This window comes from Peribacillus sp. NPDC097197 (genome assembly GCF_050278025.1).
Classification (GTDB): domain Bacteria; phylum Bacillota; class Bacilli; order Bacillales; family DSM-1321; genus Peribacillus.
The window spans coordinates 119,053-134,940 of the sequence record NZ_JBNNST010000009.1; the positions used below are offsets into that span (position 1 = coordinate 119,053).

14 protein-coding genes are annotated in these 15,888 nt (G+C 39.6%); 6 read left to right on the plus strand and 8 right to left on the minus strand.

Annotated features, from left to right (window positions below; genetic code table 11):
- Positions 1-65: 65 nt before the first annotated feature.
- On the plus strand, positions 66-506 hold the full coding sequence (locus tag ACQKL6_RS13675; RefSeq protein WP_402872632.1) for a winged helix-turn-helix transcriptional regulator: 441 nt from the start codon (positions 66-68) through the stop codon (positions 504-506).
- 817 nt (positions 507-1,323) lie between these two features.
- On the opposite strand, the gene ACQKL6_RS13680 is transcribed toward ACQKL6_RS13675, so the two are convergent.
- Complete coding sequence (locus ACQKL6_RS13680; RefSeq protein WP_427651275.1) at positions 1,324-1,542, minus strand: hypothetical protein; 219 nt, start codon at positions 1,540-1,542, stop codon at positions 1,324-1,326.
- Between the two features lie 177 nt (positions 1,543-1,719).
- Here ACQKL6_RS13680 and ACQKL6_RS13685 point away from each other — a divergent pair, with 177 nt between their 5' ends.
- Complete coding sequence (locus ACQKL6_RS13685; protein WP_402959134.1) at positions 1,720-3,678, plus strand: primary-amine oxidase; 1,959 nt, start codon at positions 1,720-1,722, stop codon at positions 3,676-3,678.
- Positions 3,679-3,834: 156 nt separating this feature from the next.
- The gene (locus ACQKL6_RS13690; protein ID WP_427651276.1) at positions 3,835-4,269 is read left to right on the plus strand and encodes a hypothetical protein; all 435 of its coding nucleotides are present in this window, start codon (positions 3,835-3,837) and stop codon (positions 4,267-4,269) included.
- Between the two features lie 81 nt (positions 4,270-4,350).
- Here ACQKL6_RS13690 and ACQKL6_RS13695 read toward each other — a convergent pair whose 3' ends face one another.
- The 6 genes from ACQKL6_RS13695 to ACQKL6_RS13720 form a co-directional block, all read right to left on the minus strand.
- Positions 4,351-5,115, minus strand: coding sequence for an ABC transporter permease (locus tag ACQKL6_RS13695; protein ID WP_427651300.1), 765 nt, complete (start codon positions 5,113-5,115; stop codon positions 4,351-4,353).
- An 8-nt stretch (positions 5,116-5,123) separates the two neighbouring features.
- The gene (locus ACQKL6_RS13700) at positions 5,124-6,080 is read right to left on the minus strand and encodes an ABC transporter substrate-binding protein (protein WP_402989515.1); all 957 of its coding nucleotides are present in this window, start codon (positions 6,078-6,080) and stop codon (positions 5,124-5,126) included.
- A 14-nt stretch (positions 6,081-6,094) separates the two neighbouring features.
- Positions 6,095-6,877 (minus strand): ABC transporter ATP-binding protein, encoded by a 783-nt coding sequence (locus ACQKL6_RS13705; RefSeq protein WP_402872623.1) that lies wholly within the window; start codon positions 6,875-6,877, stop codon positions 6,095-6,097.
- 235 nt (positions 6,878-7,112) lie between these two features.
- Positions 7,113-8,834 (minus strand): ABC transporter ATP-binding protein, encoded by a 1,722-nt coding sequence (locus ACQKL6_RS13710; RefSeq protein WP_402872621.1) that lies wholly within the window; start codon positions 8,832-8,834, stop codon positions 7,113-7,115.
- 9 nt (positions 8,835-8,843) lie between these two features.
- Entirely contained in the window at positions 8,844-9,635 is a 792-nt protein-coding gene (locus ACQKL6_RS13715; RefSeq protein ID WP_402873187.1) for an ABC transporter ATP-binding protein, read from the minus strand.
- A 113-nt stretch (positions 9,636-9,748) separates the two neighbouring features.
- Positions 9,749-10,741 carry an ABC transporter substrate-binding protein gene (locus ACQKL6_RS13720; protein WP_402959140.1) on the minus strand — a complete coding sequence of 331 codons (993 nt, stop codon included), beginning with the start codon at positions 10,739-10,741 and terminating at the stop codon, positions 9,749-9,751.
- A 118-nt stretch (positions 10,742-10,859) separates the two neighbouring features.
- Here ACQKL6_RS13720 and ACQKL6_RS13725 point away from each other — a divergent pair, with 118 nt between their 5' ends.
- The 3 genes from ACQKL6_RS13725 to ACQKL6_RS13735 all read left to right on the plus strand — a co-directional run bounded on the left by ACQKL6_RS13725 (position 10,860) and on the right by ACQKL6_RS13735 (position 14,489).
- The gene (locus tag ACQKL6_RS13725; RefSeq protein WP_402872618.1) at positions 10,860-11,900 is read left to right on the plus strand and encodes a FecCD family ABC transporter permease; all 1,041 of its coding nucleotides are present in this window, start codon (positions 10,860-10,862) and stop codon (positions 11,898-11,900) included.
- Positions 11,900-12,913: a FecCD family ABC transporter permease gene (locus tag ACQKL6_RS13730; protein ID WP_402872616.1), complete on the plus strand. Its 1,014-nt coding sequence runs from the start codon at positions 11,900-11,902 to the stop codon at positions 12,911-12,913. The genes ACQKL6_RS13725 and ACQKL6_RS13730 overlap by 1 nt, the downstream gene beginning before the upstream one ends.
- Positions 12,914-13,130: 217 nt before the next feature.
- On the plus strand, positions 13,131-14,489 hold the full coding sequence (locus ACQKL6_RS13735) for an IS1182 family transposase (RefSeq protein WP_427651301.1): 1,359 nt from the start codon (positions 13,131-13,133) through the stop codon (positions 14,487-14,489).
- A 164-nt stretch (positions 14,490-14,653) separates the two neighbouring features.
- Here ACQKL6_RS13735 and ACQKL6_RS13740 read toward each other — a convergent pair whose 3' ends face one another.
- A complete protein-coding gene (locus ACQKL6_RS13740; protein WP_427651278.1) occupies positions 14,654-15,769 on the minus strand; it encodes an NAD(P)/FAD-dependent oxidoreductase in 1,116 nt (371 codons plus the stop codon).
- Between the last annotated feature and the right edge of the window lie 119 nt (positions 15,770-15,888).

Consider the following 15,888-nt stretch of genomic DNA (forward strand, 5'->3'; position numbering starts at 1 on the left):
AAAAGCAACTTTGTTGTTTTTTAACTAACTATGGTAAAATCAAATCAAACATTGGAGGGATACTTATGAAAACTAGGTACGATTTGCCTTGTAATATCGCACAGTCACTTAATATCATCGGTGATCGATGGACCTTATTGGTAGTACATGAAATACTAAACGGGCATACCATGTTTAACGAAATAAAAAAAGCGCTAAATGGAATTTCTTCCAATCTTTTATCAGAACGGTTGAAGTACTTAGAAAAGGAAGGTCTCGTTACAGCAGAACTTTATACGGACCACCCTCCTCGTTACCGTTATACATTGACTAAAAGTGGCGAAGAGTTAGAAGATGTCTTCAATTCACTTATCATTTGGGGAAGCCACCATCTGCAAAAATGCTATAAACAACTAATCGACCCTGTAACAGGCGACGAAGTGAGCATAGGCTATTATTCTAAAAAAACGGGAGAACTAGTTCAGGACATAAAAGTTGTTCCAGTAGAGAAAGAATTTCAAAGGTAAGCACTTATCCATCACCATAAAAAAAGAGAACGTCCTAACACTTGAAAAGTATCAGGACGTTCTCTTTTTATCTTCCCCAAATAGCCAATCTCTCGTTGGCTTAATCCAACCTTTATTTTCCCGCTATACATTCAATTTATCTTTCTTCTACAACACTTAAGTGCTGTATAACACGCTAGACTTCATTTACATAAAAAAAGAATAATAGAACACTTTGAAAGAACCACTTTAAGAAATAACTTCTTTTAGTAGCTTTCTATATTCGAAAGGCGTCATTTGGGTGAATTTTTTAAATTTCTTATAGAAATGAGAAGTATCATAGGAACCGCTTTCGGCAATATGCGTTTCTAGATTAAATGTGCCACTATAGATTTCTTGAAGCGTGTATTGGAAATTCAACAGTTCCAAAAAAAGTTTTGGTGGATCCCGACCTCATTTTGAAAAAGCGTACGCAAATAACGCTCAGAGTACCCTGTATGCGCTTCAAAATCCTTGACGTGTATATTACCTTTCGAACGTATGCTAATGTCCATGCAACATTTCACAATAGCACTATTAGGTGAATGGGAAGTACAGTTACTTAGAAGAAATGATTCGAGTGTGTGTAGTTTTTCCTTTAATGTAGAAATTTCTAGGAGTTGATTATAAAGTACGGAAAAGGAAGGGGCAACCTCAAATAAGGCTAACTGAATATACTGGTTGATTTCTTTCATAGATAATACAAAAGAAAACAATGTCTGGAGTGGAAGTGAACGAATGCCAAAGTATGTCGTGTTTGTTTTAAAGCTATAGGCCTGCCTTATTTTGGGACTTGGAATCAAGAAACAATCGCCCTGATCCCCCTCCATATTAAAGATAATATCGACACACCCATCAGGTATTCCGGGTAATAAAACGGTTGGTCTACATTTGATGACACTTTAAATTGGTATACATATGCAACAGAACTTTTTAAAAATAATGTAGGTTCGAGCAAGTTGATATGTTGTAATCTTTGATTCCACTCAGGTTGAATAGGCTTAAATACTGTATCCATAGGTTATACCCCTCTAGAAATATATTTTTAAGGAAATTTTATATTCATGTCAAAAATACTGACTATTTTCTTTGGGATTTTCAATCTACTATTAGATACTATTAGTTCCGTTTTTTACATTGTAAACTAAATATTCTGACTATATAATAAATTTATATACGAAAGGAGATGTTACATGTGGATATTTTAAAAGAAAAAACTTTAAAGGTAAATCACCCGTTAGCACCACTTACCGTTGAAGAGATTCAAAAAGCTGTGAGCATAGTGAAAATCGAGAAGAATTTAAGCGAAAAGGTGCGCTTCCCAACAGTAACATTACATGAGCCTTTAAAAGAAGTAGTATTAAATTACACTGATGGAGATGACTTCGAACGAGAAGTTTTTATAGTATTACTAGATAACGAATTAAAGACAACGTTTGAAGTCGTTGTCTCATTAAATACATCGTCCATTGTTCGATTTGAAGAAATCCCAGGTGTACAGCCGGGAATAATGCTTGATGAGTTCTTAGAATGCGAGAATTTGGTTAAGGCAGACCCTGACTTTAAAGTAGCTTTATCTAAACGGGGAATTGATAACCCAGATTTAATCATGGTAGACCCATGGTCGGCAGGATACTTTAATATTCCTGAAAATGAGGGTAAACGGATCGCTCGTGCTATCTGTTGGCAGAAAAAATTCGCGGATGATAATGGGTACGCTTATCCATTAACAGGAATTGTCGCGTACGTTGATTTGAATAAAATGGAAGTTGATCGTATCGAAGACTACGGTGTACGTGAGATACCTACTGTTGATGCTAACTATTATCCTGAAACAAGTGATTCAATAGAGTTTAGAACGGACCTGAAGCCACTAGAGATCATTCAGCCAGAAGGTGCAAGTTTTACGGTAGAAGGAAATTTAATCAAATGGCAAAAATGGAGTTTCCGATACGGGTTTACCCCTCGCGAAGGACTTGTGCTTTACACTGTGAATTACAATGATAAAGGAAAGGACCGGCCCATCCTATATCGCGGAGCATTGTCTGAAATGGTCGTTCCTTATGGAGATGCATCCTTTGCACATAACACACAAAATGCTTTTGATGCCGGAGAATATGGAATGGGTCAATTAGCTAATTCGCTTGAGCTAGGTTGTGATTGTTTAGGACACATTCATTATTTCGACGCGGTATTAACGGATGGGGCTGGCAGTCCTCGTACGATTAAAAATGCAATTTGCCTACACGAAGAAGATTATGGAATCGGATGGAAACATACAGACTGGCGTACTGACCATGTAGAGGTACGTCGCTCACGGCGCTTAGTCATTTCATTCTTCTGTACAGTAGGAAATTATGATTATGGTTTCTATTGGAGCTTCTATCAAGATGGTACGATTGAGGTTGAAGTTAAGCTAACAGGTATATTAAATACCGGTACATTTAACGAAACCGGGCAATCAAAATACGGTACGGAAATTGCCCCTGGCTTAAACGCTGTACATCATCAACATTTCTTTAACTTCCGGTTGGATACATTGCTCGATGGTGTGAAAAATTCAGTGGTGGAAACCGAAACACTTGCTGAACCAGAAGGTCCGAACAATCCATATTCAAATGCATTTTATCCAGTATCACGTACATTCCAACATGAAAAAGAAGCTGTACGTATTTTAGATATGCCAACCCAGCGAACATGGAAAATCATCAATAAAAACTCAAAGAATGTCGTTAATCAGCCGGTTGGTTATAAAATTATGGCTGGTGAGAACTGCCTTCCATTTGCGCATGAAAGCGCAAGCGTCATCAAGCGCGCAGGATTTATCAAAAATCATTTACATGTAACACAATTTAACCGTAATGAATTGTATGCAACAGGAAATTACCCCAATCAACATAAAGGTGGAGACGGGCTCCCCAAATATATTCAAGCAAATCGATCGATCGATAATGAGGATATCGTTGTATGGTATACAATGGGACATCATCATATTACACGTCCGGAAGACTGGCCGGTTATGCCTACTGCCTATATAAATTTCCAATTGAAACCTGTTGGCTTCTTTGATCGTAACCCCGCGCTTGATGTACCGCGTGCCGCAAAACAAAATTCATGTTCCGTCAAGAATACTTCTTCAACCTGTTCACATTAAGAAACCATTATTTCACTTCTTACACAAACTGAATGGAGGAAGTTTATGATAGGACTAGTCAGTCTTAGTATTGTTGTAATTTTAACGGTGTTAACTGGCTTCACCTTTCGACAACATTATAAACAAAATCATATGGCTAGTTGTTTAGCTATGTTTGTGACAATGACCATGAGTACAATTATCGGAATTTTAGTAGCTATATGGATTCCAGACATGGTGCTATCCACCATAATCGCTATGATAGGAAGCTTGGTTTTAGTTATAGCATTAACCTATAAGTTGCCTGTAAAAATATTCATCGAAAGCCTAGGGGCACTATTTATGGGAGCGATGATGGGAGCAATGCTTAGCTTTATGACAACAAATTATCTAGAACTAAGTATTGTATTTTTTACAACAATCTATATTGCGAGCGTAATCATGGCAATCGGGCTATGGAATAAAGAAGAATACCCCATTTTCAGGAAAGCCATTCCTTCCACAATTATTGTGACCGTGTCGTTGGCTGTATTAATACTAGGCGTATCCACAGTAGCTACAACTTTAGGTACGTCTGACGAAAAGGAAAAGATTGAGCAGCACCATCACTAAGAATATCATAGACGAAAAAACTGAAAGAAAGGCTTAGCACTGGGCTAGCGTTTCTTTCAGTTTTTGAACTATAATCACTGTTTAATTTGAAAAGCTTCCCCAGTGCTTGCCTACCCAGCGCTCAAACAAACCAATCAATCGATCCAATAGAAAGCCGCAAACACCGATGAAGACAATTCCAGCCAATACATAATCAAGATTTAATGTATTCCTTGCATCCACGATTAAATAACCAAGACCTGATTGGGCACCTACCATTTCACCTGCAACCAAGAAAATCCAGGCCGTACCAAGCGCAAGGTGAAGACCACTCACGACGGAAGGAAAAGCCGCTGGAAAAATAATCTTCATCATTAATTGCAGCTTCTTGATTTCTAGGTTTTCCGCGATTTTCAAATAAGAACGATCAATTTTCTTGACCCCCGCTACAGTCGTTAATAGTACAGGATAAAACGCTGCTATGAAAATGATCGCAATTGCTGGCATGTTTCCGATGCCAAACCATAGGACGATAAATGGGGACCAGGCTACCGGTGAAACCGGCCTCAGCACTTGTACGATGGGATCCACTATATTCCAGAGACGAGGAGATCTACCTAGGAACATTCCTAAAAGAACCGCTGGAATGACCGCCAATAAATAACCTGCAATAAACCTCCCGAGGCTCACTTTTAGGTGGACAAATAACGTTCCATTAACTATGAGAGCAACGATCGCTTTACCAACACTTAAAGGTGTAGGTAAGAGGGCTTCTTCATACCCCCCTATCCAAATGATCAATTGCCATAGTAGAACTAATACAACCATTCCGATAAAAAAATCCATTAGTTTTTTTAATAGTTCCATCATCATAATCACATCGCTTTATCAATATATGTATTGTCCACGAATTCTTCAAAAGATGGCGGGTTTTCAAATAAATCCATCTCGATCACTGAATTGCGGAGCTTATTGTATTCATCTTTTTCAATGCGTAATCCATCAAATGATATCCATTCAAGTGATAAGTCGAGTACTTCTTTCTCTACCTTCATATATTGATCAAATGAATTAAATAAATCTTTATCTTTATGTTCTGCCTGTTCACTGGTTTTTACGTATTGTGTCACCAGTGATTGGGTGGCGGTTTGGTTGGATTGAATAAAGTCATTCCTCAAAACAAGTACACAACAATACGAATTAGGCCATATTTCATCCGATTGGTGTAGCACTTTCCCTTTATCAAGTTGAACGGCCATCGCTCCAAACGGCTCGGCTACTGCATAACCCGAAATTCGATTTTCGGACAGTGCTGCCGGCATCTCAGCAGGAGGCATCTCGACAACGTCCACATCCTCATAGTTCAATCCTTCTTTTTTAAGCATTTTATTCAACAAAATATTCTGAGTCGAGTATTTATGAGGAATCGCAAATGTTTTACCTATTAAATCTTTTGTACTTTCAATCTCCTTCGATGAAATGATAACATTCCCATCTTTATGACCGAGTGCAACAGCTTTTAAATCAATACCTTTCACTTTCGCCTTCATAGCTAGCTCCACTAAAACAGAGGCACCTTCCACCCGACCCGTATTTAAGGCATCCATTAAATCGGGCCAGGAGCTGAACTTAACAAGCTCGATATTGTACTCTGCAAACTCCCCACCATACAGGTGGTTATCCATATAGAGAACACCAGCATGAGTAATGGGAAGATAGCCAATTTTAATAGTTGGTTTGCCTGCTGGTTGCTGTGTAGGCTGTGCACATGAAGTCGTAAACAGCAAAATGAAAGCCATTAGTATCGAAGCACCCCACCTTTTCTTGCTCAAAACCCCACTCCCTCTCAGATGTTATACTCCGGAACGAATTGATTACCACTCAACTTGAATTCTTCTAGAATCTTCTTTCGATAATAATGAAAATCCCCATGTGCCCGATCACGTGGTTTTACAAGCTTAATAGGAATATCTTTAAATATTCTCCCTGGGTGTGACTCCATGATCAATATTCTGTCCGACAAATAGACAGCTTCATCTATATCATGAGTAACAAGTAAAATCGTCGTCTTCTTCTTTTCTTGTATTCGAAGAAGTTCGTCTTGTAAATGATACCGGTTGAATGTGTCCAGTGCCGCGAAAGGCTCATCCATTAAAATGACATCAGGTGCAATGGAAAGTGCACGTGCAATCGCAACACGCTGTTGCATCCCGCCAGATAATTGATGTGGAAACTGATGCAGATGTGCTTCAAGCCCTACTAACTTCAATGCTTCCATCACCCGTTCGTTTTTTTCCTCATTAGATAGCTTTTCTCCAGTAAGACCAAGCTCGACATTTTTCAGAACCGAACGCCATGGAAGGAGATTGATTTGTTGAAACAGCATGACACACTTTTTAGTTGGGCGATTTATAGATTTACCATCTAGAATCACGCTTCCTTCATCCGGCTTTTCAAAGCCTCCAACCATATTGAGAAGTGTACTTTTTCCACATCCGCTTTTTCCGAGTAACGTGACGATTTCCCCTTTTTCCACATGGAAAGAGACTTGATCAAGAACATGAATTGTTTGTTTATCAGTTAAAAACGATTTATTTACATTGGTTACTTCAATGATTTGCTGTTGCAAGAGCTATCCTCCTAAAATATATAAATATTCCAATTAGTTTAGTTGGTTTTAAGTTATTTTATTATACTGCATTCAAAATTACAACCTTAATTTCTGTTTATTTTCAATAATCCGCATATTTAATAGGAATCAAAGTGATTCCCATTTAAATGTTCTACTACAAAATGCTTTTTCTTTGCAATCAAAAAAAAAGGATTCACCAATATCCTGGTGAACCCTTTTTTAGAGCGCTATATTATACGGTTTGAGCAAGAATCAATTTCTTATATGCTCCTTCGTGATGAATTAATTTTTCATGAGTTCCTTGTTCTTTTATTTGGCCGTTTTGGACGACGATTATCCGATCAGCATGCTTAATCGTCGCTAGCCTATGTGCAATGATAATGGTCGTTCGATTTATAGAAAGACGCTCCAATGCCTCTTGAACGGCCTTCTCTGTTTCGGTATCCAATGCCGAGGTGGCTTCATCAAGTATTAAAATGGGAGGATTTTTCAGGAAGATACGGGCTATTGAAACCCTTTGCTTTTGCCCACCTGACAATTTCACACCGCGCTCCCCGATTAGCGTATCCAACCCCTCAGGCAAATTATCAATCACACTCATTAATTGAGCATCCTCGATTGCCTTGTTCAATTGTTTGTCTGTAGCATTCGTGTTCCCATACATGATGTTCTCACGAATCGTTCCTTCAAAAAGGAATACATCTTGCTGTACGATTCCGATATGCTTTCGTAAAGAACTTAATGTGAAATCCCTGATATCCATGCCATCAATTTTTATGCTACCTGATTGAATATCATAGAAGCGAGGCAATAAACTGCTTATCGTGGTCTTTCCACCACCAGATGGTCCTACCATGGCAATCGTCTCCCCAGCTGGCACACTGAAGGTAATATCGTTTAGGATGTTTCTATTTGAGTCATACCCAAAAGAAACATTTTCAAATGTCACATCACCTTTAACCCCCTCGATGGTTACTGCCCCATCCCTGTCTTGGATGTCCGGCAGCATATCAACCAATTCGAGGTACCTCTTGAACCCTGCATACCCCTTTGGTAACGTTTCAATAATGGCGCTTATTTGTTGAATCGGCGCTACGAAAATATTGGATAACATAATAAAGGCTACAAATTCACCGTACGTCATTTTCCCGTGAATCACATACCACGCACCACAGCCCAATACTGTTAGGGCGACCAATTTCATCAGAAGGAAATTTATCGAGGTACTCCATGACATGATTTTATAGGCTAACAATTTTGTATGACGGAATTCTGAGTTTGAGCGGTTAAATAACTCTATTTCGTGAGATTCCTTGGTGAAAGACTGAACAACACGAATGCCACTAATATTATTTTCAATACGGGCATTGTAATTTGCAATGTCACCAAACATGGAATGGAACGCCTTAGTCATCTTACGGCTGAAGTATACCGACAAAACGATTAAAAAAGGAACAACGGCAAATACGATGACCGCTAGCTGCCAATTGATTTGAAACATGACGAAGAATGCACCAAAAATGGTCATGAATGCAATGAATAAATCTTCAGGACCATGATGGGCAACTTCTCCTATATCCATTAAATCACTCGTCATCCTAGAAACTAAATGACCCGTTTTATTATTATCAAAGAATGTGAAAGATTGTTTTTGAAGTTTTGAAAATAAATTTTTCCGAAGGTCCGTTTCGATATTAATTCCAAGTTTATGTCCGTAATATGTTACGACATAGTGCAACCCTGTACTCAACAAGTAGATACCAAGGAGCCCTACACAAGATAGGATGATGATCCTCCAGTTATTGCTCGGTAGTAATTCATCAATAACCTGGTTTACGGCCAAAGGGAATATCAATTCCAAAAGGGCGATGAAAACGGCACTTGAAAAGTCAATGATGAATAGTCCTTTATAGGGTTTATAATAAGCAAAAAAACGCTTGATGACCAAAAACATGCTATCACCTCATTTATTCCGAATTAAATCATACGTCATGCATAATGGTTTTCCTGTACGAGGATCCTCTACGATCTCCGCATCAATATTGAAAACTTCTTTCAATATTTCTTTTTTCATCACTTCTTCACTCAGCCCTTCTTTTACAAGGACACCATCTTTTAATGCAATCATGTTGTGTGAAAATCGCGAGGCATGGTTTAGATCGTGCAGTACCATTATAATCGTCCGATTTTGCTTTTCATTCAAATCTTTCAACAGCTCGAGTACCTCAAGTTGATGTGCCATATCCAAATATGTTGTCGGCTCATCCAAAAAGATGATTTCCGTTTCCTGAGCTAATGCCATCGCAATCCAGACACGTTGCCTCTGTCCACCGGAAAGAGAATCGACGGGGCGAAATTTGAATTCTGCCGTATTCGTGGCCTCCAGGGCCCAATCTATTATTTCATAATCTCTTAAAGATAATTTACCAAACCCTTTTTGGTATGGAAAACGCCCGTAAGAAACGAGCTCCTGGACAGTTAAACCAACAGGAGCATCTTGGGTTTGCGGCAGGATGGCCATTTTCCTTGCCAATTCTTTAGTATTTTCCTTTGCTATCGACTGACCATCTAGCAACACACTTCCTCTCATATGAGGAATGATTCTAGTGATAGCCTTAAGCAATGTAGATTTTCCGCATCCATTCGGCCCAATTATAGTAGTGATTTCGTTACTCTTGAATTGAAGATTCATATTATCGACGATGATGTGATCTTGGTAGCCTACATACAAATCTTTTGTTAATAAGTGGCCCATATCATGACCTTCTTTCAGTAGATATTCACTCACAAAAACAGGAAGAGCAATTACACACTTCCGCAAAAAATAAAGGCTATCCTCGCAAAAGTGATAGCCTTTATTACACTATACTATTTTACTAAACTTTTTAAAATATTATCAATGATTTGCCCGTTAGCAATGGCACCTGTATACAACCAGCTTTCATTAGGAGAGAACTCATGAACATTCCCAGCCTTGACAGCAGGTACGCTTTTCCATAACGTATCGCTTAAAGCTTTTGAACCAGCGGAATCATCACTATTGATCAAAAATAGGTGTTCAGCATCCAACTCAACTAGTTTCTCTAAAGAAATTTCACTCCAGTTCCCAGTTGCGTTAGCGGAGATTTCCTTCACAACATCCGGTTCTTTTAACCCTAAGTCACCGTACATGACAGCTCCACTTGAAAGGTTATCGCTGACAATGAAGAATTTCCCGCCAACTAACCAAACTGCAGCTACAGAAGGATTCCCCACTTTTTCCTCAAGGGTTCCCTTTGCTTCTTTTGCTTTTTTATCATAATCCGTCAAAACCTTTTTGGCTTCGTTCTCTTTGCCGAATACTTCCCCGACGCGTTTCAATTCATCTCGCCAGTCATTATTAACTTCGTTTCCGATTACATATGTAGGTGCAATTTTATTATATTGGTCATATTTACCGCCTTCAACCATGGTGGCAGAATCCATAATGATTAAATCCGGTTCCACTTTTTGTACGGATTCAAATGGAAGATCATATGGAATGGTTGGAACGTCCTCTAGTTCACTTTGTAGATATCCTTGAACTTCTGCTCCATCACTTACACTCCATTGAGCGGCTGGCTTGATACCAAGAGCCACCAAATTATCTTCAAGATATGAAGCGATGATACGTTTCGGATTAGCTGGAATGACCACTTCATTTCCCATGGCATCCGTCAGTGTTTTTGATTTAACTGCTTCTTTACTTGATGTTTCATCTGTTTGACTTGTCGAAACATCGTCTTTAGTTGCATCATCGTCACCACATGCAGCTAAAGATATTGCTAATAGGCCGGCGCCTAGTAATTGAATGATTTTTTTCTTACTCATGACATTATACATTTGAATCCCCCTAGAGATATGATAGACTATTATTTGTTTGGTAATGATAATTGTTATCAACTAATTTAATTATAGAAAGGTAATATTGTCAATCATTTTTTAGAGAGTAGTTGTTAATATGGATTCAAAACTAAAGGAACACACCACATTGCTTCATACGAATAAGAATCTCTTTGTGAGTATGGTTATCTTACTAGTAGGTTTGGGCGGTATGGTCATTTCCATTATCTTGTCCGTTAATTTTGGAGCTGCAGATTTAAATTATCGCGATGTGTTTAATGCCTTATTTGAATTTGATCAGAATAATTCATCTCATGTCATCATTAGAGAATTAAGATTTCCCCGGGCCATTGCTGCAGTATGCGTAGGAGCTGCCTTAGCCGTATCTGGAGCCATTATGCAGGGTATGACAAGAAATCCATTGGCCGATCCTTCCATTATGGGAGTAACCGCAGGATCTTCCTTTTTAATAGCGATTGCCCTCGCTTTTCTGCCTGGCATGACCTATATAGGTTTAATGATGTTTTCTTTTGCTGGTGCAGGATTGGGTGCTGCCATTGTCTTCGGAATCACATCGCTTTCCAGGGGTGGAAGTACTCCAGTCAAGTTGGCGTTGGCCGGTTCAGCCATTGCTTCCTTACTAAGTTCCCTTTCCACAGCGATTGGTATCAAATTTAACGTCTCAAAAGATATTAGCTTTTGGTTTGTAGGGAGCATCTCGAGCGTCCAACCACAGCACATTTCATTTGCTCTACCCTTTATTCTGGGAGGGCTTTTGTTGGCTTTATTCCTTTCACGTTCCATATCCATCCTTAGCCTGGGTGAGGAAGTGGCACGAGGGCTTGGGCAAAACATTCCCCTGATAAAGTTCATTGGTACGATTGTGGTGTTATTATTAACAGGTGCAGCAGTATCGATTGCCGGAATGATCGGCTTTATTGGATTGGTCATCCCGCATATTGTGCGATTTTTAGTAGGAAATGATTATCGTTTGATCATTCCTTGCTCTGCTGTTTTGGGCGGAACCTTATTGCTAATTTCGGATATCTTAGGACGCTTGGTTAACCCGCCGTTTGAAACACCTGTTGGAGCCATAACGGCCATCATAGGTGTCCCTTTCTTCCTATATTTAGCTCGTAAAGAAGGGAGCGGAATGTAATGTACAAAAAGGGGAATCACTTTAAGTCTTTGCTTATTACAAGCATCCTTTTAATCGTACTTGTTTTTTTCATCAGCATTAATGCAGGCTACATAAAAATTCCTTTAGGGGATGTTATCAAAACTCTATTGGGCGATGGCACCCCTCAGAACGAGTTAACCATTTTTGAATTTCGTTTGCCGCGTATAGTCATGGCAATACTTGTCGGAATGGGAATTGCCATTTCAGGGGCCATTTTACAAGGACTTTCCCAAAATCCCTTAGCAGACCCCGGGATTATCGGAATCAATTCAGGCGCAGGGTTTGCCGTTGTATTGTATATGTTCTTCTTTCGGGGAACTACTTTCTTAACGGGCTGGGCATCCATATTCATCATGCCTTTCACCGCTTTACTTGGTGCATTTCTTGCCGCTTTCTTAATCTATGTACTATCGTGGAAAAATGGAAGAGTGACACCTGTAAGGTTATTGTTGGTCGGTATCGGTATAAATGCAGCATTTGGGGCAGGCTTGGTCATTTTTCAGATGAAAATGGAGCCAAATGATTTCATGAAGACCATCGTTTGGCTGGCAGGGACCATTTGGGGGACGAACTGGACATTTGTTTGGGCTTTATTACCATGGTTGCTCATCCTGATTCCGATAACCTTCTATAAATCAAGAATACTTGATGTTATGGGATTAGGTGACCAAATTGCCATAGGGGTTGGTCTCCCTATCGAAAAAGAACGCAGACTATTATTGCTTATTTCAGTGGCCTTAGCAGGCGCGTGTGTATCCGTTGGTGGCGGTATTACTTTCTTAGGCTTGATTGCTCCACACATAGCCCGAAAATTAGTGGGACCAAGGCATACGAGATTACTGCCAATGACGGCAGCATTGGGCGGTCTTCTTCTGTTATCCGCTGATACGATAGGCAGAGTCATCCTGGCCCCTATGGAACTTCCAGTAGGTATCGTTGTCTCCATTTTGGGAGCACCTTATTTTATTTATTTACTAGTTAAAAGCATGTAACAATAACAGGATCATAACTCCATTAAATAGAAAAACGAACTTCTATGCCAGCAAGTTCGTCAGGCTGTCGAGAAAATCTCGACAGCTTTTCTTTTGTAGAAAAGAAAACCCTAGGCTAGGCCTAGGGTTCAGACTGTAGACAAACTCGATGAAAATCGACTTTGCCTACAGTTTTTTTTGTTTTAAAATAGAAGTATTAAAACTTGGAGTGATGAGGATGCTTTCGAAACATAATTCTATTCAACGAGATCAACTTGAAATGATTACATTGGATCAACTGGTGCCAGCGAACCATTTGGTTCGTAAAATTGAGGCGGCCATTGATTTCTCTTTCATTTATGATTTGGTGAAAGATATGTATTCTGAGGTAGGTCGCCCAAGTATCGATCCAGTTATTTTGGTTAAACTTGCATTCATTCAATATACCTTCGGTATTCGTTCTATGCGTAAAACAATTGAAGAAGTTGAAACAAATATGGCTTACCGTTGGTTCTTAGGTTACGGTTTCCACGATAAAGTACCTCACTTCTCAACGTTCGGGAAAAATTATGAGCGACGCTTTAAAGATACTGACTTGTTTGAACAGATTTTCTATCGCATTTTAATGACAGCTGCCCAAAGAAAGTTAATAAGTGCAGAGCATGTATTCGTTGATTCCACTCATGTGAAAGCCAGTGCAAATAAACGAAAGTTTGCAAAGAAAGTCGTTCGCAAGGAAACACGAGCATATCAAGAACGCCTTCAAGAAGAAATAAATCAGGATCGTGAAGATCACGGAAAGAAACCTTTTCCACCAGATAAATTTGATAAGGAAGAAACCAAAGAAATAAAAGAAAGTACAACAGATCCTGAGAGTGGTTACTACGTGAAAGATGAACGTACAAAACAGTTTGCCTATTCATTTCACACGGCTGCAGACCGTAATGGTTTTGTGTTAGGGACAATTGTAACACCTGGAAATACGCATGATAGCCATATGTTAGAGCCACTGGTTGAACAAGTGATTGAGAAAGTTGGAAAACCTGAAGCCGTTGCCGCAGATGCAGCTTATAAAACACCAGCCATTACAAGCTATCTTTTTGGCAAAGAAATCACGCCGGCTTTACCCTATACACGACCACGGACAAAAGAAGGATTCTTCCGCAAACATGAGTATGTATATGATGAACATTTTGACTGTTACCTTTGCCCATCGGGCGAGGTTTTAAGGTACTCAACAACAAATAAAGAGGGATATCGCGAGTATAAATCTCCCAAACACATTTGTAAGACATGCTCATTTTTATCACAGTGTACAGAAAGCAAAGACCATCAAAAAGTGGTGACGCGCCATATTTGGCAAGAAAATATGGAAGAAGCAGATCACCTGCGTCATCATCAAGATGTAAAACCTATCTATGCGAAACGCAAGGAAACGATTGAGCGTGTATTCGCAGATGCAAAAGAAAAGCATGGTATGCGTTGGACTACTTTAAGGGGACTTAAAAAATTGTCGATGCAGGCGATGCTTACTTTCGCTGCCATGAATTTAAAGAAGATGGCCAATTGGACATGGCGAGATTCAAAAATGGCCTAATATAGTGGGCTCGTAGAGACCCAAGCTCTTAATCTTGAGCAAAATTCCAAGAAAATATCAAAAGGGATTCGGAATGAAACCATTCCGAACCCCTTTTGTCTACAAACTGCAAGGAATTAATCTATTCCTTGGTCTTTTTGTTCTACTTAAGTCGAAATGAAGATTTACATTATTGCACCCTTTACGTCATAGTTTTCTAAATCAATGTCTAATTCCCTGTCAAGAGCAAGGTTCGCCAGTTGAGATCCAATATAAGGTCCCATTGTTAAACCAGAAGCACCAAGTCCATTGGCTACGATGATGCCATCCCAATCAGGAAGGGGGCCAATGACCGGAAGGAAGCCAGGGGTAAAGGGACGGAAGCCGACTCTTGCTTCAGTAAATGTACTCTCGGCTAAACCTGGCGCAGTATGTAAAGCTTTATCAAAAACCTCCTGCATACCTCCTGCCGTCATTCGGTAATCAAATTCCTCCATATTTTCATGAGTGGCTCCTGCTACAATTTTATTTTCATTGAAAGCTAATATGTATTGATCGCTAGGGGGCATTACGACAGGCCAGTTATTTGTGTTGCTATTTGGTAATGCTAGATGGATAATCTGCGCCTTTTGGAAGCTAACTTGAAAGTTTACTCCTAATGGTTCAAGTAAATGAGACGCCCATGCACCTGCACAGACAATTACTTTATCCGCAACCATGCTATTGCCTTCAACCATTACACCAGTTACAGAATTTTCTTCGAAGTTCAGTGAAGCATCACCATGAATCAATGTCGCTCCATTTTTTTGTGCCGCACGCAATAGACTATCTCGTAACGCGCGACCATCAACCCGTGCCGCACCACTTATATGAACCGCAGCATACTCATCCGAAAGTGGTGGGAAGAGAGCACGTGTTTCTTCCACACTGAGCATAGTGATATCACCAATTTCAGGAGCGTCTTCCTTACGCTTTGTCGCTCTTTTTTGCATGCCCATCAGTTTTTCTTCATCAGTATGTAAGCTGATGGCCCCTACTTTAGCGTAGCCTGTCTCTGTTTCCCCATCATTTTCAAGCTCTTTAATTAAACTTGGATAAAAGCGGGCCCCATTTTTAGCAAGATGGTACCATGCTTTATTACGTCTCTGCGATATCCAAGGACAAACGATACCTGCCGCAGCAGCGGTGGCTTGCCCATTATCTTGACGATCTATAATGACTACTTCAGCGCCTTTTTTCACAAGCTGGTAGGCAGTGGATGCTCCTAAAATCCCCGCCCCTACTATAATGATTTTTTGCATATAAACATCCCATTTCTTTCATATGTGTAAACGTTCTTCTATAACTATAGCGAAGTCACTATCCGATTGCTACATCTTGAATGGTATTTGATTATTCACACAGTTATTTTATCTCTATA